The sequence below is a fragment of the Serratia sp. CY37869 genome, assembly GCF_052168895.1.
In the GTDB taxonomy this organism is placed as follows: Bacteria; Pseudomonadota; Gammaproteobacteria; order Enterobacterales; family Enterobacteriaceae; genus Serratia; species Serratia ureilytica.
Genome location: NZ_JBJNLU010000003.1, coordinates 135,180 through 155,251, shown reverse-complemented (window position 1 = coordinate 155,251; position 20,072 = coordinate 135,180). Strand labels below are relative to the sequence as shown.

General features: G+C 59.8%; 18 protein-coding genes. 9 read left to right on the top strand and 9 right to left on the bottom strand.

The annotated features are described in order from the left end of the window. Window positions 1-51: 51 nt before the first annotated feature. Both ACJ8J1_RS16300 and ACJ8J1_RS16295 read right to left on the bottom strand, forming a co-directional pair. Window positions 52-390 (bottom strand): hypothetical protein, encoded by a 339-nt coding sequence (locus ACJ8J1_RS16300; protein ID WP_033644790.1) that lies wholly within the window; start codon window positions 388-390, stop codon window positions 52-54. A gap of 136 nt (window positions 391-526) precedes the next feature. Further along, window positions 527-1,096, bottom strand: a complete 570-nt coding sequence (locus ACJ8J1_RS16295) for an HdeD family acid-resistance protein (protein WP_033644791.1) — start codon at window positions 1,094-1,096, stop codon at window positions 527-529. Window positions 1,097-1,245: 149 nt separating this feature from the next. Here ACJ8J1_RS16295 and actS point away from each other — a divergent pair, with 149 nt between their 5' ends. After that, window positions 1,246-2,001, top strand: a complete 756-nt coding sequence (gene actS / locus ACJ8J1_RS16290; RefSeq protein ID WP_033644792.1) for an amidase activator ActS — start codon at window positions 1,246-1,248, stop codon at window positions 1,999-2,001. A gap of 34 nt (window positions 2,002-2,035) precedes the next feature. Here actS and ACJ8J1_RS16285 read toward each other — a convergent pair whose 3' ends face one another. Then, on the bottom strand, window positions 2,036-2,893 hold the full coding sequence (locus ACJ8J1_RS16285) for an AraC family transcriptional regulator (RefSeq protein WP_033644793.1): 858 nt from the start codon (window positions 2,891-2,893) through the stop codon (window positions 2,036-2,038). Between the two features lie 181 nt (window positions 2,894-3,074). Between ACJ8J1_RS16285 and ACJ8J1_RS16280 the strand changes: the two genes are divergently transcribed. Next, complete coding sequence (locus ACJ8J1_RS16280) at window positions 3,075-4,844, top strand: ABCB family ABC transporter ATP-binding protein/permease (RefSeq protein WP_033644936.1); 1,770 nt, start codon at window positions 3,075-3,077, stop codon at window positions 4,842-4,844. Between the two features lie 9 nt (window positions 4,845-4,853). Here the strand turns inward: ACJ8J1_RS16280 and betI are convergent, their stop codons facing one another. Further along, the gene (gene betI, locus ACJ8J1_RS16275; protein ID WP_033644794.1) at window positions 4,854-5,450 is read right to left on the bottom strand and encodes a transcriptional regulator BetI; all 597 of its coding nucleotides are present in this window, start codon (window positions 5,448-5,450) and stop codon (window positions 4,854-4,856) included. A 158-nt stretch (window positions 5,451-5,608) separates the two neighbouring features. On the opposite strand from betI, the gene ACJ8J1_RS16270 reads away from it, so the two are divergent. Next, window positions 5,609-7,153 carry a BCCT family transporter gene (locus tag ACJ8J1_RS16270; RefSeq protein ID WP_033644795.1) on the top strand — a complete coding sequence of 515 codons (1,545 nt, stop codon included), beginning with the start codon at window positions 5,609-5,611 and terminating at the stop codon, window positions 7,151-7,153. A gap of 6 nt (window positions 7,154-7,159) precedes the next feature. Here the strand turns inward: ACJ8J1_RS16270 and ACJ8J1_RS16265 are convergent, their stop codons facing one another. Both ACJ8J1_RS16265 and ACJ8J1_RS16260 read right to left on the bottom strand, forming a co-directional pair. Next, window positions 7,160-7,591, bottom strand: a complete 432-nt coding sequence (locus ACJ8J1_RS16265; RefSeq protein WP_033644796.1) for a VOC family protein — start codon at window positions 7,589-7,591, stop codon at window positions 7,160-7,162. Window positions 7,592-7,749: 158 nt separating this feature from the next. Next, window positions 7,750-8,667 carry a TIGR03571 family LLM class oxidoreductase gene (locus ACJ8J1_RS16260; RefSeq protein WP_046687746.1) on the bottom strand — a complete coding sequence of 306 codons (918 nt, stop codon included), beginning with the start codon at window positions 8,665-8,667 and terminating at the stop codon, window positions 7,750-7,752. 670 nt (window positions 8,668-9,337) lie between these two features. Here ACJ8J1_RS16260 and ACJ8J1_RS16255 point away from each other — a divergent pair. Continuing rightward, complete coding sequence (locus tag ACJ8J1_RS16255; RefSeq protein ID WP_046687745.1) at window positions 9,338-10,603, top strand: MFS transporter; 1,266 nt, start codon at window positions 9,338-9,340, stop codon at window positions 10,601-10,603. Between the two features lie 36 nt (window positions 10,604-10,639). After that, window positions 10,640-11,449: a MoaF C-terminal domain-containing protein gene (locus tag ACJ8J1_RS16250; RefSeq protein WP_033644799.1), complete on the top strand. Its 810-nt coding sequence runs from the start codon at window positions 10,640-10,642 to the stop codon at window positions 11,447-11,449. A gap of 1 nt (window position 11,450) precedes the next feature. Here the strand turns inward: ACJ8J1_RS16250 and lldD are convergent, their stop codons facing one another. The 3 genes from lldD to ACJ8J1_RS16235 all read right to left on the bottom strand — a co-directional run bounded on the left by lldD (window position 11,451) and on the right by ACJ8J1_RS16235 (window position 15,460). After that, window positions 11,451-12,590, bottom strand: a complete 1,140-nt coding sequence (lldD, locus tag ACJ8J1_RS16245) for an FMN-dependent L-lactate dehydrogenase LldD (protein ID WP_033632193.1) — start codon at window positions 12,588-12,590, stop codon at window positions 11,451-11,453. Between the two features lie 42 nt (window positions 12,591-12,632). Then, window positions 12,633-14,216 (bottom strand): L-lactate permease, encoded by a 1,584-nt coding sequence (locus ACJ8J1_RS16240; RefSeq protein ID WP_033644800.1) that lies wholly within the window; start codon window positions 14,214-14,216, stop codon window positions 12,633-12,635. 323 nt (window positions 14,217-14,539) lie between these two features. Then, window positions 14,540-15,460, bottom strand: a complete 921-nt coding sequence (locus tag ACJ8J1_RS16235; RefSeq protein WP_033644801.1) for a LysR family transcriptional regulator — start codon at window positions 15,458-15,460, stop codon at window positions 14,540-14,542. A 425-nt stretch (window positions 15,461-15,885) separates the two neighbouring features. Between ACJ8J1_RS16235 and ACJ8J1_RS16230 the strand changes: the two genes are divergently transcribed. The 4 genes from ACJ8J1_RS16230 to ACJ8J1_RS16215 all read left to right on the top strand — a co-directional run bounded on the left by ACJ8J1_RS16230 (window position 15,886) and on the right by ACJ8J1_RS16215 (window position 20,007). Beyond that, window positions 15,886-16,089 (top strand): DUF4762 family protein, encoded by a 204-nt coding sequence (locus ACJ8J1_RS16230; protein WP_033644802.1) that lies wholly within the window; start codon window positions 15,886-15,888, stop codon window positions 16,087-16,089. 171 nt (window positions 16,090-16,260) lie between these two features. Continuing rightward, window positions 16,261-16,926 (top strand): DsbA family protein, encoded by a 666-nt coding sequence (locus tag ACJ8J1_RS16225; RefSeq protein ID WP_033644803.1) that lies wholly within the window; start codon window positions 16,261-16,263, stop codon window positions 16,924-16,926. Further along, the gene (locus ACJ8J1_RS16220) at window positions 16,926-17,870 is read left to right on the top strand and encodes an ABC transporter (RefSeq protein ID WP_033644804.1); all 945 of its coding nucleotides are present in this window, start codon (window positions 16,926-16,928) and stop codon (window positions 17,868-17,870) included. Before ACJ8J1_RS16225 ends, ACJ8J1_RS16220 begins: the two co-directional genes overlap by 1 nt. Window positions 17,871-17,889: 19 nt before the next feature. Then, complete coding sequence (locus ACJ8J1_RS16215) at window positions 17,890-20,007, top strand: peptidase domain-containing ABC transporter (protein WP_033644805.1); 2,118 nt, start codon at window positions 17,890-17,892, stop codon at window positions 20,005-20,007. Window positions 20,008-20,072: the final 65 nt, after the last annotated feature.

Genomic DNA, 20,072 nt, shown 5'->3' with positions numbered 1-20,072 from the left:
CATCTTGCCCGCACCGGCAGGTATCAAGCGATGGGCGCGCGGCCCTCGTGTTCAGAATGTCTCGAAATAAAGCTCGCGCAACAGCCAGGAGATTTCGTTATTGGTGCGGTTCAGGACGTCTATTCTGTGAACCCCTATCGCTTCTGCGCGCAGGTCGAGCAGCAGGTTGCGAATCTGCCGGAATAACGGGGTTTGCGGGTTGGGTTTGGCCAACTGCTGTCCACACAGTTTGATACCGGCGTCGCAGCCGGTGGCGATGTCCGTCAGGCAGCACGGGCAAGCGGTTTTTTGGCGCGCCATATTGCGGCATTGTTGCCCGATTACCTGGTTGAAGTGGCGTAATTGCAGGCAGACTTCCCGCGAGTTCAACGGTTTGGAATGGGTTGTCATCGGTTTCAGCTCCCTTGTCTTCGCCTATATTGGCACTTACCGATGAAGATAACCACGGACAAGCTGAGGGGGTATCGCCTTGTTTTGTTTGCAAATGGGGAGGGGATGGCGGCCCGCCGTCGGCGGGCCGTTACGATCAGGCGCGTTTAAACAGATTCGCCGCCTGGAACAGGGCAAAGGAACTGACCAGCATCTCGATGCCGACGATCGCCGTCACCAGCGTCACCGATGCCGCAGGGCCTGAGCCGATCAGCATCCAGGCGATGATCAAATCGAGCACGCCGATGACGAACTGCAGCCAGTTGCCCGGCAGGCCTCGGCGCATATAGCCTGCCGCCAGGCGCGCGATGCCGCCGAGCGCAAACAGCACGGCGAGGTAGACCGCCAGCGCCAGAATGCCCGCCAGCGGGCTGGTGATGAACACATAGCCGATAATCAGGTAGGCCACGCCCAGCAGAATGCCGCCGATCATCGGCCAGGTATTCTGCGCCCGGTTGGCTATCATGGCGATAATCAGCCCGGCGCCGCTCAACAGCAGCAGGATGCCCACTACGATGCTCAGCGCTGCGCCGGAGGCGAAAGGATTCACCAGGCACAGTATGCCGCCCGCCAGCAGCAGGAAGGCGATGATCAGCAGGGTGGTGCGTTGCTTTTTGAGCAGCTCTTCGCTCAGGAGGGGCAGATTATTGCGGTCGAGGTTCAACATGACAGTACTCCATTTCGTCGTTGGGTAATTAATCAGTCATCCTTACCTGTTTAGCATAGACCGTCTGGGGGTTTTTGACTGACCCGGCGCAAATGTTACACTGTGCGGCTGACGCGTATCAGAACCGAAAAGACGATTGGGGACAGGATTTGAGCACAGGAAGCAAGCTGGCAAGGTGGCGCCGCATCGCGGTGTGTCTGACATTGGGGCTGCTGTTGGCCGGGTGTTCGGGTAAAAACACCTACAACCGCGACTACGACAAACTGCCGAAGGGCAGCTACACCGGCAAGTCCTACACCGTCAAACGGGGCGATACGCTGTACTACATCGCCTGGATCACCGACAGCGAAGTCGGCGATCTGGCCAGAATCAACAAGATACGCCCGCCCTATAATCTGGAAGTGGGGCAAAAACTGCGGCTGAGCGGCGGCGCGCCGACCAAAACCGCCGCTACGCGCCGTAAAACATCCTCGTCTTCCGCCGCGATCGCCAAGCAAACGCCGCCGCCGGGCGCCGCACGTTGCTGGCGCTGGCCGACCAGCGGCCGGATCGTGCAGGCGTACTCCAATGCCGATGGCGGCAACAAGGGCATCGACATCGCCGGTAAACGCGGCCAGCCGATCTATGCTTCCGCCAAGGGCAAAGTGGTGTACGTCGGCAACCAATTGCGCGGCTACGGCAACCTGATCATGATTAAGCACGGCGAAGACTTTATTACCGCCTATGCGCACAACGACACCACGCTGGTGCGCAACGGTCAGGATGTGAAAGCGGGGCAGAAGATCGGCACCATGGGCAGCACCGGCACCGATTCGGTGTTCCTGCACTTCCAGATCCGCTATCGCGCTACCGCACTCGATCCGCAGCGTTATCTGCCGCCGCAAGGTTCGTCGCCGTCCTGTTAACGTCAATCTGGCTCCTTGCGGAGCCAGATGTCAGCTATTTCAGCGGCAGGTAAAGATCGGTCACCAGTTCATATTCCGCCACCTCGTGCACGAAGTTGTGGTAGTGGAAATAGAGCGGAAAGTCGCGCAGCTCCTCGCCGCTGGCCGGCAACCACTCGCGGTACAGATAGTGGGCACTTTCCGAGAGCCCATCCAGCGAGCCGTGATGGCGCAGCACCGCGCAGCGCCCGGCCGGCAGCGTGCCGTTCACCACGCCAAAGGCGTTGTCCTCCGGGATCGGCGCAGTGACCTCGCCGCAAATGAAGAAGTGGAAGTCCTGCGCTTCGGTGATGGCCGGATCGTGCGGTGCGATGCCGTAAGTGCGGCTGCTTCTGACCGGCGACAGGCCGCTGGTTTTGCGCCACTCGATAAAGCGTGCGGCGGTTTCGTTGACCAGCGCGGGCGGGCCGCTATGTTCGATCATCGCCACCGGCGTGGCAGGGAAATCGACAATGTCTACCTTCATGGGTTGTTTCCTTTTGTGTTTTGGTTCGGGAAAGCGCTGCTGCCAATCGATCCAGGCCGGCTGTTTGCGAAACTGGCTCGGCGTTTGGCTGAACGCCTGTTTGAAGGCGCGGCTGAAGGACTCCGGGTTTTGAAAGCCGGCGTCCAGCGCGATGTCAATCACCGGCTCCAGCGGGTTATACGCCAGGCGGTAAGAGGCGCGTTTAAGCCTCATCCACTGGATATAACGCCACACCGAGATGCCGCAATACGCGCTAAACTGGCGTTGAAAGTGAAAGCGCGAAAAATGGGCCACTTCGCTCAGCTTGTCGACGGTAAGCGCCTCGTCCAGGTGGCGGTCGATATAGTCAAAGACCTGCGCAAAGCGCTTTGCATACGTCTGGGTCATGTGATTGTCTCCTCCATGCCTGAACTTTGCCCGAGTCGCCGCCGCTTCTCCTGACGGATGATGCTGAGTTGCCATCGCAGGAAAACGGAATGGCTGCGGCGTTCGCCGCCGGCCAGGCCAAACTCATAACCCCCGCGCGGCCATGCGCCGCGAGCCCGACCGAGAAGATGAATATTACATGATGGATCGTTCCCGCTTGCTGAAATTCCTGCTGCCCTATCTGTGGCCGAAAGACAACCCGCGGCTGCGGGGGTATTTGGTGGTGGCCTTCGTGTTCATGGTGGCGGCCAAGGTCAGCACCACGCTGGTGCCGCTGGCCTACAAAGCGATGGTCGATGCGCTGAGCGGCGAGACGGCGAAAATGCTGGCGGTGCCGCTGGGGCTGATCGTCGCCTACGGCGTGGCGCGGGTGGGCGGCGCGCTGTTTGAGGAACTGCGCAACGTGATGTTTATCCACGTCAGCCAGAACGCCACGCGCCTGTTGGGCGTGCGGGTGTTTCGCCAGCTGCATGCGCTGAGCCTGCGCTTCCATCTGGAGCGCCAGACCGGCGGGCTGTCGCTGTCTATCGAGCGCGGCACCCAGGCGGTGTCCACGGTGCTGTCGCGATTGTTGTTCTCCATCGTGCCGATCCTGTTCGAGCTGACGCTGGTCACGGCGATCATGTGGCATATGCTGAACGGCTGGTTCGCGTTGGCGATCCTGACCACGGTCGGCTGCTACATCCTGTTTACCGTGCTGGCGGTGAGCTGGCGCACCCGTTTTCGCCGCGAGCTCAACAAGGCCAACGCCGACGCCAACAGCAAATCCATCGACAGCCTGCTGAACTATGAGACCGTGAAGTACTTCGGCAATGAAGCGTTCGAGGCTGAGCGCTTCGATCTGTCGCGCCGGCTGTACGAATACGCCGCCATCAAGAACCAATTCAGTTTTACCGCGATCAACCTGGGGCAAACCGCCATTATCTCGATCGGGCTGATCGTCATGATGGCCATGGCGGCGCAGGGCATTACGCAGGGGACGATGACGGTCGGCGACTTCGTGCTGGTCAACGCCTACCTGCTGCAGCTGTACCAGCCGCTGAACTTCTTCGGCTTTATCTACTCGGAGGTGCGCCAGGCGCTGATCGACATGGAGAACATGTTCGATCTGCTGCAGGAAAAGCGTGAGATCGTCGATAGCCCGGATGCGCAGCCGCTGCGCCTCGAGCGCGGCGAAGTGCGGTTCGACGCGGTCAGCTTCGGTTACGACACGCGTCGGCCGATCCTCAAGCAGGTGAGCTTTACCATTCCGGCGGGCCACACGGTGGCGGTGGTCGGCGCCTCCGGCGCGGGCAAGTCCACGCTGTCGCGCCTGCTGTTTCGCTTTTACGACGTGCAGGGCGGCGCCATTACCCTCGACGGCCAGGACATTCGCCAACTGACCCAGGCCAGTCTGCGGCAGGCGATCGGCATCGTGCCGCAGGATACGGTGCTGTTCAACGATACGCTGCGCTACAACATCGGCTATGGCAAAACCGGCTCCAGCGATGAAGAAATCGAGCGTGCGGCGCGGCTGGCGCATATCCATGATTTTATCGTCGGTCTGCCCGACGGTTACGACACCCGGGTGGGCGAGCGTGGGCTGAAGCTGTCGGGCGGTGAAAAGCAGCGGGTGGCGATCGCGCGCACCATCCTGAAAAATCCGGCCATCCTGGTGTTCGACGAGGCGACCAGCGCGCTGGATACCCAGACCGAGCGCGAAATCCAGGGGCACCTGCGCGAGGTGAGCCGCAACCACACCACGCTGGTGATCGCCCATCGGCTCTCCACCGTGGTGGACGCCGATGAGATCATCGTGCTGGAGGCGGGGGAGATCGTCGAGCGCGGGGGGCATGAGGCGCTGTTGGCGGCGAACGGCCGCTACGCCGCCATGTGGCAAACCCAGTACAGCGAAGAGCAGGAACCGCGCTGACGCTGCCGTTCACACCATCGATGGCGCGGCCTTGAGCCGTTGTATCACGTAGTCGCAGGCGATGCGGTAATCCTGCTGCAGATCGGTGTCATCCCCGGCCAGGCTGCCGCGCAGCCAGAGCCCATCGATCATCGCCGCTAGCCCGCGCGCCGCGTCGCGCGCCTGCTGCAGCGGCAGCTCGCGGCGGAACTGGCTGCATATATTGGAATAGAGCCGCCGATCGTTGGCGCGCTGCAGGCGGCGCAGCACCGGCTGGTGCATGCTGGCGGCCCAGAAGTCGAGCCAGGCGCGCATGGAAATGGCGTTGGTTTGACTGGGGTGGAAGTTGCCCTGAATGATGGCGCACAGCTGAGACTGGCTGTCGCTCGCCGCCTGAGCGCGGCACTCGGCCACCGCGTCGCGCAGATCGCGCAGGATCTTGCGCATGGTCGCGCTCAACAATCCCTCCTTATCGCCAAAATAGTGGCTGACGATGCCGGTCGACAGCCCGGCTTCTTTCGCCACCTGCGACAGGGTGACGCCGGCCAACCCCACCACGCTGATGGTTTCGAAGGCGGCGTTAATCAACTGCTCCTTGCGCTGCTCAGGAATGTCTCTGCGGTACATATTTTCCCCAACTGATAGGCAAATCACACTTTGAATTTGATTGATTGAACGGTCAATCAATACTCTATATGCTGCGAAAATGTCAAATAAATGACGATAAAATGTTAATCAAAAGTTGCATTTAAATCGTCTGTCTTTCGCATCATGGAAGCCTGCCAATGACAATAAAAACTCCTCCATCGCTTGACGAAGAACCTGTCAGATTGAATGTCCCGGTATTTTTCGGCTCAGCCGCGGTGATCTTGCTGCTGGGGGCGCTGATTGTGCTGTTTCCCGCCGCCAGCAAACAGTGGCTGAATGTCGCGCAAAGTTGGGTGGCCGACGTGTTCGGCTGGTATTACATGCTGTTGATGGTCGCCTGCATGGTGTTCGTGTTCTGGCTGGCGCTGTCGCGCTTTGGCCATATTCGCCTCAGCCAGGATGACGAGCCGCCGCAGTTCAGCTATCCCTCCTGGGTGGCGATGCTGTTCTCGTCGGGCATCGGCATTGCGCTGGTGTATTACGGCGCCTATGAGCCGTTGGATCACTTCCTGTCGCCACCGGAAGGCGACGGCGGCAGCGTACAGGCGGCGCGGCAGGCGATGGCGCTGACCTTTTTACACTGGGGGCTGCACGGTTGGGCGCTGTATGCGTTGATCGCCACCGCGCTCGCCTATTTCGCCTATTGTCGCGGTTTGCCGCTGGCGCTGCGTTCCGCGCTGTACCCGATCTTCGGCGAGCGCATCCACGGCGGCGTCGGCCATCTGGTGGACAGCTTCGGCATTCTGGTGACGGTGATCTCGATGGTGACCAACCTGGGGATCGGCGCGCTGTTGGTGAACTCGGGGCTGTTCTACCTGTTCGACATTCCGCAAAGCACCGGCGTGCTGCTGGCGCTGATCGTGGTGATGATGATGGTGGCCACGCTGGCGGCGGTCACCGGCGTCGAAAAGGGCATCGCGATGCTGTCGAACATCAACGTCGGTTTCCTGTGCCTGCTGTTGCTGTTCGTGTTTCTGGCCGGCCCGACGCTGAACCTGCTCAACGGCATGTTGCAGAACATTGGGGATTATCTGACCTCGCTCGTCAGCCGCAGCTTCGATATGTATCTGTACGGCAAGGCGCGCCAGTGGCAGGGCGCCTGGACACTGTTCTATTGGGCCTGGTGGGTGGCGTGGGCGCCGTTTGTCGGGCTGTTTATCGCGCGTATTTCCAAAGGCCGTACCATCCGCGAACTGATCTTCGGCGTGTTGCTGATCCCGCTGGGGTTCACGCTGGCGTGGCTGTCGATCTTCGGCAATACCGCCATCAGTCTGGTGCTGGAGGGCGGGCAAGCGATTCTGGGGCAGGTGGCGCAAAGCGATCCGCCGATGGCGGTGTTCAAGCTGTTCGAATACCTGCCCTATACCCAGCTGACCGCCGGTTTTGTGGTGGTGATAAGCTTCGTGCTGTTCCTGACGCCGGTCGATTCCGGCACGCTGATGATAGCGAATCTGTCCTGCCAGGGGGGTTCCGCCCACGATGACGCGCCGGCCTGGCTCCGGGTGTTCTGGGCGGCGGTCACCACGCTGGTGTGCGCCGGGCTGCTGTACGCCGGCAGTTTCAGCGCGATGCAGACTGCCGTGGTGCTGTGCGGCTTGCCTTTCTCGGCGGTGATCGTGCTGTACATGCTCAGCCTGCGCAAGGATCTGCGCGGCTACGCCATGAAGCCGGCGCTCCCCTGAGGCGGCTTATTCGTCCGCGCGCGGCCGATGATGCACGTATTCGATAATCGTGCCATCCGGCAGGCGCGCATTGAAACAGGCGCCGGTGGGCACTTCCACCGGGCCAAAGAAGATATCGGCGCCGGCGGCCTGTAGCCGCTGGTGGTAGGGATAAATGTCATCGACCAGCAACGTGCCGACGGTGCTGCGAAAAGGACGCAGGTTTTCTTCCGAGCCTTCCAGGATCAGAAATGGCCCCACCGCCGCCAGCACCAGCCGATGCTCGGGGAAGTCGAAACGCATATCCGCTTCCACGCCGTGCAGCTGCTCGTAAAACGCGATGGCGCGGTCAATCTCGCCTTCGTTGACGTAGACCCGGATCAGCACGCGCGGCTCGCGCAGCGATGAAGAGTCGGCGGTTTTGCGCCAAAAGCCTGCTTCTGTCAGTTTTGCCGTCATTGCTCATTCCTCATGGTGGCTCGTTTCCTTGTCATCATGCCGCCGTTTGACGGCAGGGATTAGACCGAGTTGTTATGAACCAGCAGCGGCGGAAATAAAAAAGCCCCGGTAACGGGGCAAAGACCCGCTCAGGTCGGAATAGCGGGCTAAAGCGGGCGTCAGGCGCGATGGAATTCCGGTAACACCAGTTGGCCGATCTCCTGCATCGTCTCTTCCAGCGGCCGCTGGTTGCGGCGGAAATGCAGGCCGATGTGATTGACCCCGGCGTCACGCATGGCGCTCAGTTCCTGAATCAATCCATTGCGGCCGCTCTTGATGCCGAAGCGATGGCGCTGAATCGGCGCGTCGGCGTTATCGGTGAGGTCGAGATGAATAAAGCTGACGTAGGGCTTGTCACCGGCTACGTTGCGCCAGAGTTTGACCCGCGAAACATGGTCCGCAGGCGTGCCGGGATACGACAGCCAGCCATCCATATTTTTCCCCACCCACTCGGGCGTTTGTTGCGCCAGCCCGGCGACCAGCAGCGGCGGCGGCGGCGTGGCCGGCAGCAGGCGCAGTCCCGGTTGCAGCGCGCTGTCGGCTTCCCCTTTGAGAATGCCGACGCTGGCGCGGAAGCTTTCACCGCGCGCGGCGTAATCGGCGCCGAACAGCGGGTACTCCACGGGGCGATCGCCGCTGGCGACGCCGAGCAACAGACGATCGCCGCTCAGCGTTTGCAGCGTGGAAGCCGCTTTGCGCACCAGCCACGGCTGCCGCAGCGGCAGCACCACGGCCGCGGTACCGAGCAGAATATTGCGCGTCAGGCTGGACAGGTAGCCGAGGTAGGTAAAGGTCTCAAACACCTGCGCGGCGTCGCCGAAGTCCGGATCATACAGCGGCACGTCGCGAACCCAGGCGGCGCGAAAGCCGAGCTCATCGGCCAGCTTGATGCGCGCAGCGTGTTCGCTCATGTCCGGCACGCCGAACGGCCGCCCATCCTGCTGGCGTTTCAGCTGCCCGCTGGTGGACCAATCGTTGTCCAGCGGCAACTCGATGCCGATGGAAAGCGGCTCCCGGGTTAATTTTTCGATGCTCATGTGTCACTCCGTCTCAGGCCTTGCGGCGCGGTGTCGAACGATGGCACGAAGTGTTGCATGGCGCTTAATTGAGATAAACAGCCCTAATCGCAATAGATAATTGCTGTTGCGAGCATAATTGCTTTGCAGGATACGGCATATTTGTCGTGATTTACGTCACGCTCTGCGCTTTTGTTATTGTCCAGATGGGGTTATATAACCCCGCCGTTGGCCTTTCCCTCGTAAGAGTTAGTTTTTTCTGCGGCCTTAAAATAAAACGAGATGATTCAATAGATAAAAATGGCTCTGAAGCGCGTGCGGGGATCATTCAATGCCGATAAAAAATTAATAAGCCTGAAGCGTCATCGATGGGATTATTCGCAAATAACGCGCAAACAGGCTTTTTTTAATCGCAAGAAAGTACCGGACATTATTTTATATGTATCAAGAACAGAAGGATAAATAACCTGAAGGTGATAATGCGATATTGAAATAGTACCCGTTCAGAATTTCATTTGTCTCTCGAAGAGCGCCGGTTGACAGACCGCCGGCTTGCGATAATTTTATGTCATTAACATGTTAATGAGTTGTTGTCGTGACGGAGGGCCAATTTCTCTCTTGGCCGAGCGCTTAACACACTTATGCCATGGCGGGTCGCCATTCATAAGTTAACTTATGGACAAATGACGCTATGAATACATCGCCAGCGGCACGCAGAGCATTAAGTGAAGAGAACCGGTTGCTGATTATTTTGTTTTTCGTGTTCGGCTGCGTGTTCGTCGATCGTCTGACCATCTCGTTTCTGTTTCCGATGATTGCCGCCGACCTCAAGCTCAGCAACGTGCATCTCGGCACGCTGTCGGCGGTGTTGGCGCTAACCTGGGCGCTGTCCGGCGCCGGGTTGGGGGCGATAGCCGATCGCTTTAATATCCGTAAACCGATGCTGATCCTGTCCATCTTAGTGTTTTCGCTGTTCTCCGCGCTGTCGGGGCTGGTCAGCGGGTTTGCCATGTTATTGATCTTCCGGGCGCTGATGGGGATTGCTGAGGGGCCGGTATTGCCGATCGCGCAATCGTTGATGGTGGAAAGATCGCAGCCGCAGCGCCGCGGTTTCAACATGGGATTGATCCAGGGCGCGGCGCCGGGGCTGTTGGGCGGCATCATCGCGCCGCCGCTGATCATCTATCTGGCGCAGAAGTGGGGATGGAGCATGGCGTTTCACCTGACCGCCGTGCCGGGCATCATTCTGGCGTGGCTGATCTATCGCTATGTGAACGGCAAAAAGGATCCCGCTTTCAGCGCCGCGCCGGCGGCGGGTAAGCCGGCGGGCAAGGCCGCTTACGGCGAGCTGTTCAAAATCAAGAACGTGGCGCTGTGCATTCTGATCTCCTGCGTGTTCGTCACCTGGTTCATGATCATCATTACCTTCACCCCTAACTTTTTGGTGACCGACCGTGGCTTCGGTGAAGGCACGATGGGCGGCATCATGAGCGCCATCGGCGCCGCCTGGGTCTTCTGGGGCGTGGCGGTACCGGCGATCTCCGATCGCCTCGGGCGCAAACCGACGCTGATTTTCTTTTCGCTGCTGGCGGTGTGCTGCCCGCTGTTCCTGAGCTACGTCGCCAATCCGTGGCTGCTGGGCGTGCTGGTGTTCCTGTCTTATACCGGCCTTGGCTGTTTCACGCTGTTTATGGCCACCATCCCGTCGGAAACGGTGTCGCCGGCGCGCATCGCCACCGCGTTGGGGCTGGTGATGGGGATCGGCGAGGTGATTGGCGGCTGCCTGGCGCCGTTTATCGCTGGGCTGATCGCCGATCGCTACGGCCTGGTCAGCGTAATGTGGCTGGCGGCCGCCGGTGCCGTGTGCGCCGGGGTACTGAGTTGTTTTCTCGATGAAACCGCCCCTGCCGTGGTGAACCGCCGAGCGGTGAAGCCGGCGGGCGTCGCCGACGTTTGAGACGAGTTTTATCCCATTCAATCAAGGAGAGCGAAGATGTCAGCAGAATCATCCGTACTGAATCAAAATGCCGAGCCGGACTGGAAGAATTACGATGATTTCGCGCGCGGCATCGATACCAACCGGTTGCCGGGCTCTCAGGACTGGCGCGGCAAAACGCTGCAGATCGCCTTTGAAGACGGCGGGGACATCACGCTGCGTTTCAGCGCCGACCGGCAACGGGTGTTGTGGGCCTGGGAAGGGGAGAGCGGTGAGGACGCTTACGAAGAGGTGCAAACCTCCGCCGCGCGCTATTTCTTCAATATTCCGCTGCAGTCGCCGGGCAACGAATGCCTGACGCTGGTGCTCAACCGCGACAGCGGCCGGGCGCTGCTGGTGCGCAGCACGCTGTTGCCCGAACAAACGGTGGAAAAGGGATCCCGCCTCAAGCAAAGCTTCCACGTTGGGCTGATTGCCGGCGTCACGCCGGGCGGCATCGCGCCGCATCTGACCCGCGAGCTGATCGGTTATCGCACGCTGAACGTTTACAGCCCCAACCATTACTATGAGCACTTCTACGTCAACACCGAGCGTTATGCCTGGCAAAACCTGCGCGGCGAGCAGTTCGGGCACGGCGACATGGATTACGCCACTTACTACAAGTTTGAGGACGAGATGTTCCTGTTCACCTTCCGGGAAAAGATTATCCCGGTGTGCTCGGTGTTCTTCTTCGACTTTATCTCCGGGCGCTGCACCGGCACCTTCCTCGGGTTGGACGCCGCCGGCCGGGTTCTGGTGTCACCGGCCGGGGCCTTCATCAGCAAGATGAGCTACAACGCTTATCCGGAGGGCGTGCAGCCGCTGTGAGTCAGGCGTTTCTGACCAGCGATCCGGCGTTGATCTCCGCAATGGTTTTCGCGCCGGTGAGCGTCATGGCGACGCGCATTTCCTTGTCGATCAGATCCAGCAAGTTAGCCACCCCGGCTTCGCCGGCCGCCGCCAGCGCATAGACGAAGGCGCGCCCCAGCAGCACGCTGTCGGCGCCCAGCGCGATCATGCGCACCACGTCCAGGCCGCTGCGGATGCCGGAATCGGCCAGTAAGGTAATGTCGCCTTTCACCGCGTCGGCGATCGCCGGCATGGCGCGCGCGGTCGACAGCACGCCGTCCAGCTGGCGGCCGCCGTGGTTGGAGACGATGATGCCGTCGGCGCCGAAGCGCACTGCGTCTTTGGCGTCTTCCGGATCCAGAATGCCTTTGATGATCATCGGGCCGTCCCAGAATTCGCGGATCCACTCCAGGTCTTTCCAGGAAATCGACGGATCGAAGTTGGCGCCCAGCCAGCCGATGTAGTCTTCCAGGCTGGTCGGTTTGCCGCGGTAGGCCGAGACGTTGCCCAGATCGTGCGGCTTGCCGAACAGGCCGACATCCCAGGCCCACTGCGGATGGGTAAACGCCTGCAGCACGCGGCGCAGGGCGGCGTTGGGGCCGCTCATCCCCGAGTGGGCGTCGCGGTAACGGGCGCCGGGCACCGGCATGTCGACGGTGAACACCAGCGTTTTCACGCCGGCGGCTTTGGCGCGCTCCAGCGCGTTGCGCATAAAGCCGCGGTCTTTCAACACGTAGAGCTGGAACCACATCGGCCGATCGATCGCCGGGGCCACCTCTTCGATGGGGCAGACCGACACGGTGGACAGCGTGAACGGAATGCCTTTTTTGGCCGCGGCGCGCGCGGCCTGCACTTCGCCGCGGCGGGCGTACATGCCGGTCAGCCCCACCGGCCCCAGCGCCACCGGCATCGCCAGCTGCTCGCCGAACAGCGTGGTCTCCAGGCTGAGTTCGGACATATTGCGCAGCACGCGCTGGCGCAAGGCAATATCGGCCAGATCTGCGGTATTGCGCTTCAGCGTATGCTCCGCGTAGGCCCCGCCGTCGATGTAGTGAAACAGAAACGGCGGCAGTTTGGCCTGGGCGGCGGCCCGGTAGTCGGTTGACGCGGAGATGATCATAGTGTTTACCTTCTTGTCTTCTTGCAAATAACGGGTTGTCAGTCAGAGCGAGAGGATCGCCGCCATAGCGGCCGCGATCCCACCGTACGCCAGCATCGGCAGCGCGGTCTTTCTGATGATTTTGCCTTCGGCGTTGCCGATCCCCAGGATCGAACAGACCGCGATAATGTTGTTCAGGCATACCATGTTGCCCATGGCGCCGCCGACGGACTGCAAGGCCAGCGTCAGATTGACGTCGAGGCCGCTGCTCTGGGCGATCGATTGCTGAATGCCGCCGAACGTCAGGTTCGAAACGGTGTTGGAACCGGAGAAGAACGAGCCCAGCGCGCCGAGGAACGAAGAGAACAGCAGCCAGCTGTCGCCGGTCAGCGCCGCCAACGCTTTCCCGATCAGGATCACCGGCGCGTTGTCGCCGCCCAGCATCATCAGATTGACCATGACCAGCGCGCCGAACAGGGCGATAAAGGGGCGCGTGATGCGCCCGCCGGTTTCGCTGAACATTTGCCGCACCTGGCCGCCATTCAGACGGAACAGCGGAATGCACAACACCACCACCAGCAGAAACGGGATCAGCGCCGGGACATACAGCGTTTTGTAGCCGGCCGCGGCGGAGGTGCCCAGCACCTGCCGCAGTTCGACGATCAGCGCTTGGCTGATGCGCAGCTCCCCGAGCCAGCCGAGGTTTTCCTGCCACAGCAGCGTGGTGGTGTTGAGCAGCGCCTTGAGGCCCAACTGGTGAATGCGCGTCACTATCAGGATAGCAATCAGCAGCAGGGTCGGCGTCATCGCCTTGACCACCTGCATGAACGGCACCGCCTGCGCGGCGCTCTGCGGTTTTTCCGCGCGGGCGAGGCCAATGCCGCCGCGCGCCAGCAGCACCGACAGCGCCAGGCCGAGAGCGCCGCCGACCAGCGCCGGGAATTCATAGTTCACCTGGGCCAGCAGCAGATAGGGGACGGTGCAGCTCAGCACGCTGAGCAAGATAAACGGCAGGTTGCGGCGAATATCCTGCCAGGAAACGATAAAGCGCAGCGCAAGCAGAGGAATGACGAAGCCGGCGACAACGTGGATCAGCGCGGTTTGCCGGCCGATCTCCAGCAGGCTGGCGTCCGACAGGCCGAGGTTGGCGAAGCCGAACCAGGTGGGGGTGCCCACGGCGCCGAAGGAGACCGGTACCGAGTTCATCACCAGCGTCAGCAGGGCGACGCGCAGCGGGTTGAAGCCCAGCCCGACCAGAATCGGCGCGGCGATGGCGGCCGGAGTGCCGAAGCCGCTGGCGCCCTCGATCATAAAGGCGAACGCCCAGCCGATAATCATCAGTTGGGCCACCGGGTTGGGGCTAACGGCTTCCAACCAGCGGCGCACCACGTTTTCCGCACCGCTTACCTGCATCAGTTTGTTGAGCAGGATGGCGCCGGCAATGATGGTGATCGGCGTCAGCGTCGAGACCAGCGCGGTGATGATATTGGCATGCAGCAGCCGCAGTGAGGCATCGAACCACCAGAGCTGCAGGGCATATACCACGACGGCCGTCAACGGCAGGGCCAGATAAGAGGGCACGCCATTCCTTTTGGTCATCATCCATATCAGCAGGACGATGGGCGCAATACTGAAAAGCAGGGGCATAAGATCCTCAGGGTTATTATTTTTATGGGCAGAGATATGTAACTGAAAGGTTAATTACCGCAACATTTTCATTCTAATCACAACGTTGGCGATGATGCCACGCGATAATTTTTTAACATCGGCGAATGGCGCCGGCGGCGGGAAAAATGCCGGCTGTTGAGGCTGAATTAAATTGATTTAAAATCAATTGGATGGGTTTTTATGTTGTGTAATGAATGCGCTGGATCACATTAATTAGGCGTTAATGTTCACGAGTTCATGTCCAAAAATGCGGTAATCCACGCGGTACTTTACGACGCGTGGAAATAATCAGGAGTGGAAACTTAAAAGTAGTGGCTGATATTTTGATAGGAACCGATGATATGTTCGATCAGCAGGCGAGTTTTTAACGGCAGATTGCGGGTATAAGGGTAGACGGCGTAAATGCCCAATACCTTGCCGCAGTGGCCGGCCAGGATCTCCGTCAGTTTGCCTTCCTGCAAATCTTCGTACACCATGCAGCGCGGCACCATGGCGATGCCGTGGCCGCCGATCACCGCTTTGCGGATCGCCCGCGCATTGTTGGCCGACAGGTTGCCGTCAACCTGCAGCTCGTAGATTTCGTTGCGCCCTGGCCGCTTCATCAGCCAGTTGGCGGTGCCGCTCTCTTGATAGGTATAGGTCAGGCAGTTGTGGCTAAGCAGATCGTCGGGATTGCGCGGCTCCGGGTGGTTCTCCAAATAGCCCGGCGAGCAGACGATCACCCAGCGGGAATCGAAAATCGGCCGCGCAATCAGGCTGGAGTCCGGCATGGTGCCGGTACGGATCGCCAGATCGATGCCTTCTTCCACCAGATCGACGAAGCGGTTTTCCAGCCGCATCTCGACCTTCAGGCTGGGGTGCTGGGCGCAAAACTCCGCCACGCTTTCACTCAGCAGCAGCTCACCCGAAATGGTCGGCACCGACATACGAATGGTGCCGGTCAGCTCTTCGCTCTTTTCGCTGACGGCGTACAGCGCTTCCTGCACTTTGGCGCCGATCTCCTTGGCCTGCTGGTAGAGCGCCTGGCCGCTTTCGGTCAGCGTCAGGCTGCGGGTGGTGCGGTACATCAGCCGGGCGCCGAGCGATTTTTCCAACCGCCCGATGCGTTTGCTGACCACCGAACTGGTAATGCCGGCGCTCTCCGCCGCCTTGCTGAACGAGCCGCAGTCGACAATCAGGGCAAACAGAATCAAGTCGTTGGCGTATTCGTGAGTCGCGAGCATGGGCATCCTAAGAGTGAGAGTCCTGTTGCCCAGTGTAAGTCCGGCGCGGCAGGAAGCAATCTTTTCAGCCTGTTTCCAGCACCGGTTAACTGGTCGGATCTGAAATTTTCTTGGTTAATTACCTCTTAAACTGAGAATTATCCTTCAAATAAATCGTGGCTATTCCGGGGGTGAAATTAACTTCCATGTTTTTATAAGCAATTAAATTAGAATAATCCTTATATCAAACGTTACTTATTCCACTAAGCCTGCGGTGTAGTGTAAATAATTGTATTGATCTGCTTGTGTGAGAGGGCTATTCTTTTTCCCGCAGCGCTCTCATTGTTATCAATTAAATGTTTTTCAATGTATTGAAGAATTACTCTGTCTTGCAGGCAGAGTGATGGGTAGTGTGTTTATATTTTAATATATATAAGGATATTGTAATGAAGAAAATCAATCTGTCTGAAGCGGCAAACATCGTCGGCGGTACTTTTGTGTGTACCAAGGAATTTGCCTGGGTGGGCGGTGGCAATAACCGCACTTGCCAACTGGTGACCACCTGTGCCGATAAGTTTGGCGGCGTGAAAAAAACCTATCATCCGGCGCCGGTGGCGAGCTGCCCTTCCACGCCGACAATCCCGAGCTGATGCGAGCTGAACGCTTGCAGTTAGGTTAGTGATGGACAGGCGGGGCGCTTGCGCGCACCGCCTGATAACGGAGATGAATTCCTTTTTTATCGTTGAACCGTCAATCTCCCTTTCTGATTTATAACGCTCATGCTCAAGTGAGCATTTATTTATGCGCAGGATGCGTCTGCTATGTATAAACGTCCTTTGCTGTTTTTTAGTTACACGCTCGTCATTATTTTCGCCTCTTCTTTTTTGACTGCACTTTATTTCCAGCATTACGTTATGGCCTCGCCGGCGGCGGAAAGCCTGAGTTTTATCTCTCCGGAAAAAATAGAGCAAAGCCCATTGCAAGACGATAACGCCATTGTCGAAGTCTTCTCTTACGCCTGCCACTATTGTGAAGTTAACGAAAGCGGCGTGGCCGAGCTGGAAAAACGCTTACCGGCGGGAGCCAAATTGGTGCGCCTGCATCTCAGCGACGACGATCACGCCGGCATGGCGGCCTTTGCGCCCCTCTTCGCCACCCTGACGGTCATGGGGATCGAGGCGCAGCATCGTCCCGCCGCTTACCGCGCCATTATCAAAGAAAACCTCAATCTGGCGGATGAAAAGCAACTCAGTGCCTGGTTGGTGGTCAACGGCATCGACGAGGCCGCCTATCAGCGGACCAGAGATTCAGAGCGGGTCAAGGAACTGTTGGCGTATATGACGGCGGTAAGCCGCTATTACCAGGTCAACGCGACCCCCAGCTTTATCGTCAATCGCAAATGGCTGGCGTTGCAAGACCGCGAGTTTTCCGCTTTCAGCCAGCAACTGCTGTCGCTGTTGCAGCACGATAAGCCGCTGGCCCCCTGATGCGCCTGCTCGCGGTTCGGGGTTATCTGGCCTGGCGTAACGGCCTGGACGCCGTGGCGCGTCTCTCGGCTGTCCGCACCGGGGTGAGCCGGAGTCTGACGTGCGCTCTGCTGCGGCGCGTGGATTATCGCCTGTGGCTAAAGATGCAGAGGCGGTTGAGGTGGGGTCTGCAGCAACGCCGTTTTCGCCACCGGCAAGCGGTCGCTGAGGCGAATCGCCAAAGCCTGTTGGGCGACGGCAGGCTGGACTTCGCCTGGCTGATGCAGCGGCGGCAATGGCTGGATTTGGCGGCGATCCAGGCCCGCAACGCCGTGTTGATGGAGCATTTGGCGCAGTGCACTTTACAGCTCAATCAGGTGGTGGAGCCGCTGCATCGCGCCGGGGTGCCGGTGTTGTTGGCGCCGATGCACACGGTTTCCGATGTGTTGGCGACGCTGGTCGGCGCGGGCGTTTATCCCGGGCGGGCAACGGTGATCGTTTCCGGTGACGCACAGACGTTAGCGCGGCGAGCGCCTGAGGGGGAATGGCGGCAGCGGCTCGACTATTGCTCGATTCACGACGATCCCCGGCATATTGCCGGCACCTTGTCGCAGGCGCTGCTGGAGGCGACGGAGCATCGGCGCAACATCATCCTCTTCCCGGACATCACGCCGGATTACACCTTGAACAGCACCCGGGACGCCTCGGCCAAACTGGCTTGCCGTTTGTTCAACCGGCCAGCGCATTTGCATAGCGGTATCGTTCGGTTATCTCGAGCGATGCGGGCTCGAGTGGTGTGCTATTCGCTTTATTACGAGCGCGGCGTTCGCATTCACATAGAAGAACCAATTGCTACAGAACAGGTCGGCCGCGCCGTGCCGGCGATCGTCGAGCGCACCCTGCGGCGACATGCGGATGATTGGCTGCTGTGGCATTCGCACTCTCTATTTTTTATCAACGAATAAGTCAGGGATATCACTACGCATGGAAAACACCCTCCCTACGCCGGTCTTGCAGAGCGAAATCAATGAGTGCGGGCTGGCCTGCATCGCCATGCTGGCGGAAACGCAGGGCGTTCGCGCGCCATTGACGGAACTGCGTGAGCGTTACCCCGCTTCGCAACACGGCACTTCGCTGGCGACGCTGTGCGCCATTTTAGGGGAGCTGGCGTTGCCGGCTTATCCGGTGGCGTTCGAGCACCGGGATCTGGCGGCGCTGCCTTTACCGGCGATTCTGCATTACGGCGCGGGCCACTATGTATTGCTGGCATATCGTCAGGGCGGTTACGTGTGCGTAATGAATCCGGCGTTGGGGCAACAGCTGCTGCCGTACGCCGCTTTGAAAGCGGAAATCAGCGGCTACGCATTGGTGCTCGATCGCGACGATTTACCGTCCACCACCCCCGCCGTGCGGAGCCACCGACGCGGTGCTTTCGCCAGTTTAAGCCTGAAGGATACCGCCGGCATCGCCGGCATTTATCGCCTGGCGGCGATGACGTTTCTTATCTCGCTGACGCTGTTCATCATGCCGATGATGGTCGCCAGCGCGATCAATCAGGTGTTCGCCATGGCCGGTGAGGTCGCGTTTCCTTACGCCTACTATCTGCTGGCGTTTGTGGCATCCACGGCGCTGGCCCTGATGGCGCGCATCATCACCGAGCGTTTTATCAAAAACTTCGTGTTGCTGCACGGCGCCGCCGGGTTTTCCCGCCTGCTGGAAAATTCGCTGAATTTCTTCAGCAAGCGCGCGCCCGGCGAGATTTTCAGTCGTTTCACCAGCTGGCAGATGGCCGCCGGCCAGAAAATCGAGCTGGATAACGGCCTGCGCACCGACTGGATCATCGCTGCTATCGCGCTGGCGGTGATGGGCTATTTGAGCCCGATGTTGGCGCTGGTGCCGATTGCCGGCGTACTGCTGATGGGGGCGATCAGCGTTTGGGCCATTTATCGCGATCGCCACTTCACCCAGCAGCTGCAGGTGAGAGGGGCGGCGCAGAATGATTTTATTCTGGAAACCATTCAGGGGTTTTCGACCATCAAGTCCGCCGGGCTCGCCGGCCAGCGGCAAGAGGGCTTTGCCGAGCATGCCCGTTCGCTGTTCAACTGCCTGCAGCGGCAAAAAGTCTATGAGCAGGTCAAGGGCAGCATTTATCAACTGATTGGCAGCCTGGAAATGGTGGTGTTCATGCTGCTGGCGCTGCCGCTGCTAAAGGGGGGCGAACTCAGTCTGGGGGCATTCTTCGCCTACAGCTTTCTGCGCGAAATTTTTACCTCTTACACCAGCAAGATCTTTTTTGCCGTCCTGCAGAAAAACCAACTGCACGTGATCGATGAGCGCGCGCGGGATCTGTTTCCTGCCGTATCTCTGCGTACCGGGTCTGGCGACGAAAGCGTGAACCATTTTGATGTGCAGTTGGCGTATCGGGGGGTGAGCTTCGCGTACGACGCCGGCCAACCGGTTTTGCGCGACCTGTCGCTGACGCTGGAACGGGGCGAGTGTATCGCCATCTGCGGCGGTTCCGGCGCGGGCAAGAGCACCTTGCTGAAGGTGCTCGCCTGTCTGTTGACGCCGCAGCGGGGGGAACTGACGCTGGATGGCCGCGTGCTGGCTAACGCCGCCGCGCAGCGGCTGTTCTTCCTGCAAAGCCAGGAGGACATTCTGTTCAATGCCTCGGTGTTGCAAAACGTCACGCTGTTCGCCCCGTCGGCGCCGGGCCAGCAGAGACAAGTGGAACAGGCGCTATGCAGTTTGGGGCTGGCGGATGCGGTGGCGCAGCTGCCCGGAGGCGTGAACGCTCTGGTGCGAGAGAGCCATGCCGGGCTGTCGCTGGGGCAACGGCAGCGTCTGTTGCTGGCGCGTGCCATGTACAGCCGTTGTCCGGTGTTGGTGCTGGATGAACCGACGGCGAATCTGGATGAAAAAACCGCTGCGGCGGTGATGTCGGCTCTGGTAGCGCATTGCCGCGAGAAGGGGAAAACCCTGGTGACCGTGACGCATAACCCGCGGCTGCTGCCGTTGTTTGATCGGGTGCTGCATTTGTCGCAGGGCCGGTTGTTGGCCGCCGTCGACACCAGGATGAATGACTGTGCTGAGGTGGAGTGACGTGCCCGGAAAGAAACGCTGGCGGCGTGTAGCACTGGTGGCGATCGTGTTGGGGGGGCTGGCCG

Excerpts from the sequence above, each read along its gene's own strand:
- ACJ8J1_RS16260 (WP_046687746.1), bottom strand. The coding sequence starts at position 8,667 with ATGAGCATCGAAAAATTAACCCGGGAGCCGCTTTCCATCGGCATCGAG.
- ACJ8J1_RS16235 (WP_033644801.1), bottom strand. The coding sequence starts at position 15,460 with ATGCTCGCGACTCACGAATACGCCAACGACTTGATTCTGTTTGCCCTG.
- ACJ8J1_RS16240 (WP_033644800.1), bottom strand. The coding sequence starts at position 14,216 with ATGCCCCTGCTTTTCAGTATTGCGCCCATCGTCCTGCTGATATGGATG.
- ACJ8J1_RS16285 (WP_033644793.1), bottom strand. The coding sequence starts at position 2,893 with ATGACCCAGACGTATGCAAAGCGCTTTGCGCAGGTCTTTGACTATATC.
- ACJ8J1_RS16225 (WP_033644803.1), top strand. The coding sequence starts at position 16,261 with ATGTATAAACGTCCTTTGCTGTTTTTTAGTTACACGCTCGTCATTATT.
- ACJ8J1_RS16215 (WP_033644805.1), top strand. The coding sequence starts at position 17,890 with ATGGAAAACACCCTCCCTACGCCGGTCTTGCAGAGCGAAATCAATGAG.
- ACJ8J1_RS16295 (WP_033644791.1), bottom strand. The coding sequence starts at position 1,096 with ATGTTGAACCTCGACCGCAATAATCTGCCCCTCCTGAGCGAAGAGCTG.
- betI (WP_033644794.1), bottom strand. The coding sequence starts at position 5,450 with ATGTACCGCAGAGACATTCCTGAGCAGCGCAAGGAGCAGTTGATTAAC.
- ACJ8J1_RS16250 (WP_033644799.1), top strand. The coding sequence starts at position 10,640 with ATGTCAGCAGAATCATCCGTACTGAATCAAAATGCCGAGCCGGACTGG.
- ACJ8J1_RS16300 (WP_033644790.1), bottom strand. The coding sequence starts at position 390 with ATGACAACCCATTCCAAACCGTTGAACTCGCGGGAAGTCTGCCTGCAA.
- ACJ8J1_RS16280 (WP_033644936.1), top strand. The coding sequence starts at position 3,075 with ATGGATCGTTCCCGCTTGCTGAAATTCCTGCTGCCCTATCTGTGGCCG.
- ACJ8J1_RS16255 (WP_046687745.1), top strand. The coding sequence starts at position 9,338 with ATGAATACATCGCCAGCGGCACGCAGAGCATTAAGTGAAGAGAACCGG.
- ACJ8J1_RS16270 (WP_033644795.1), top strand. The coding sequence starts at position 5,609 with ATGACAATAAAAACTCCTCCATCGCTTGACGAAGAACCTGTCAGATTG.
- lldD (WP_033632193.1), bottom strand. The coding sequence starts at position 12,590 with ATGATCATCTCCGCGTCAACCGACTACCGGGCCGCCGCCCAGGCCAAA.
- ACJ8J1_RS16230 (WP_033644802.1), top strand. The coding sequence starts at position 15,886 with ATGAAGAAAATCAATCTGTCTGAAGCGGCAAACATCGTCGGCGGTACT.
- ACJ8J1_RS16220 (WP_033644804.1), top strand. The coding sequence starts at position 16,926 with ATGCGCCTGCTCGCGGTTCGGGGTTATCTGGCCTGGCGTAACGGCCTG.
- ACJ8J1_RS16265 (WP_033644796.1), bottom strand. The coding sequence starts at position 7,591 with ATGACGGCAAAACTGACAGAAGCAGGCTTTTGGCGCAAAACCGCCGAC.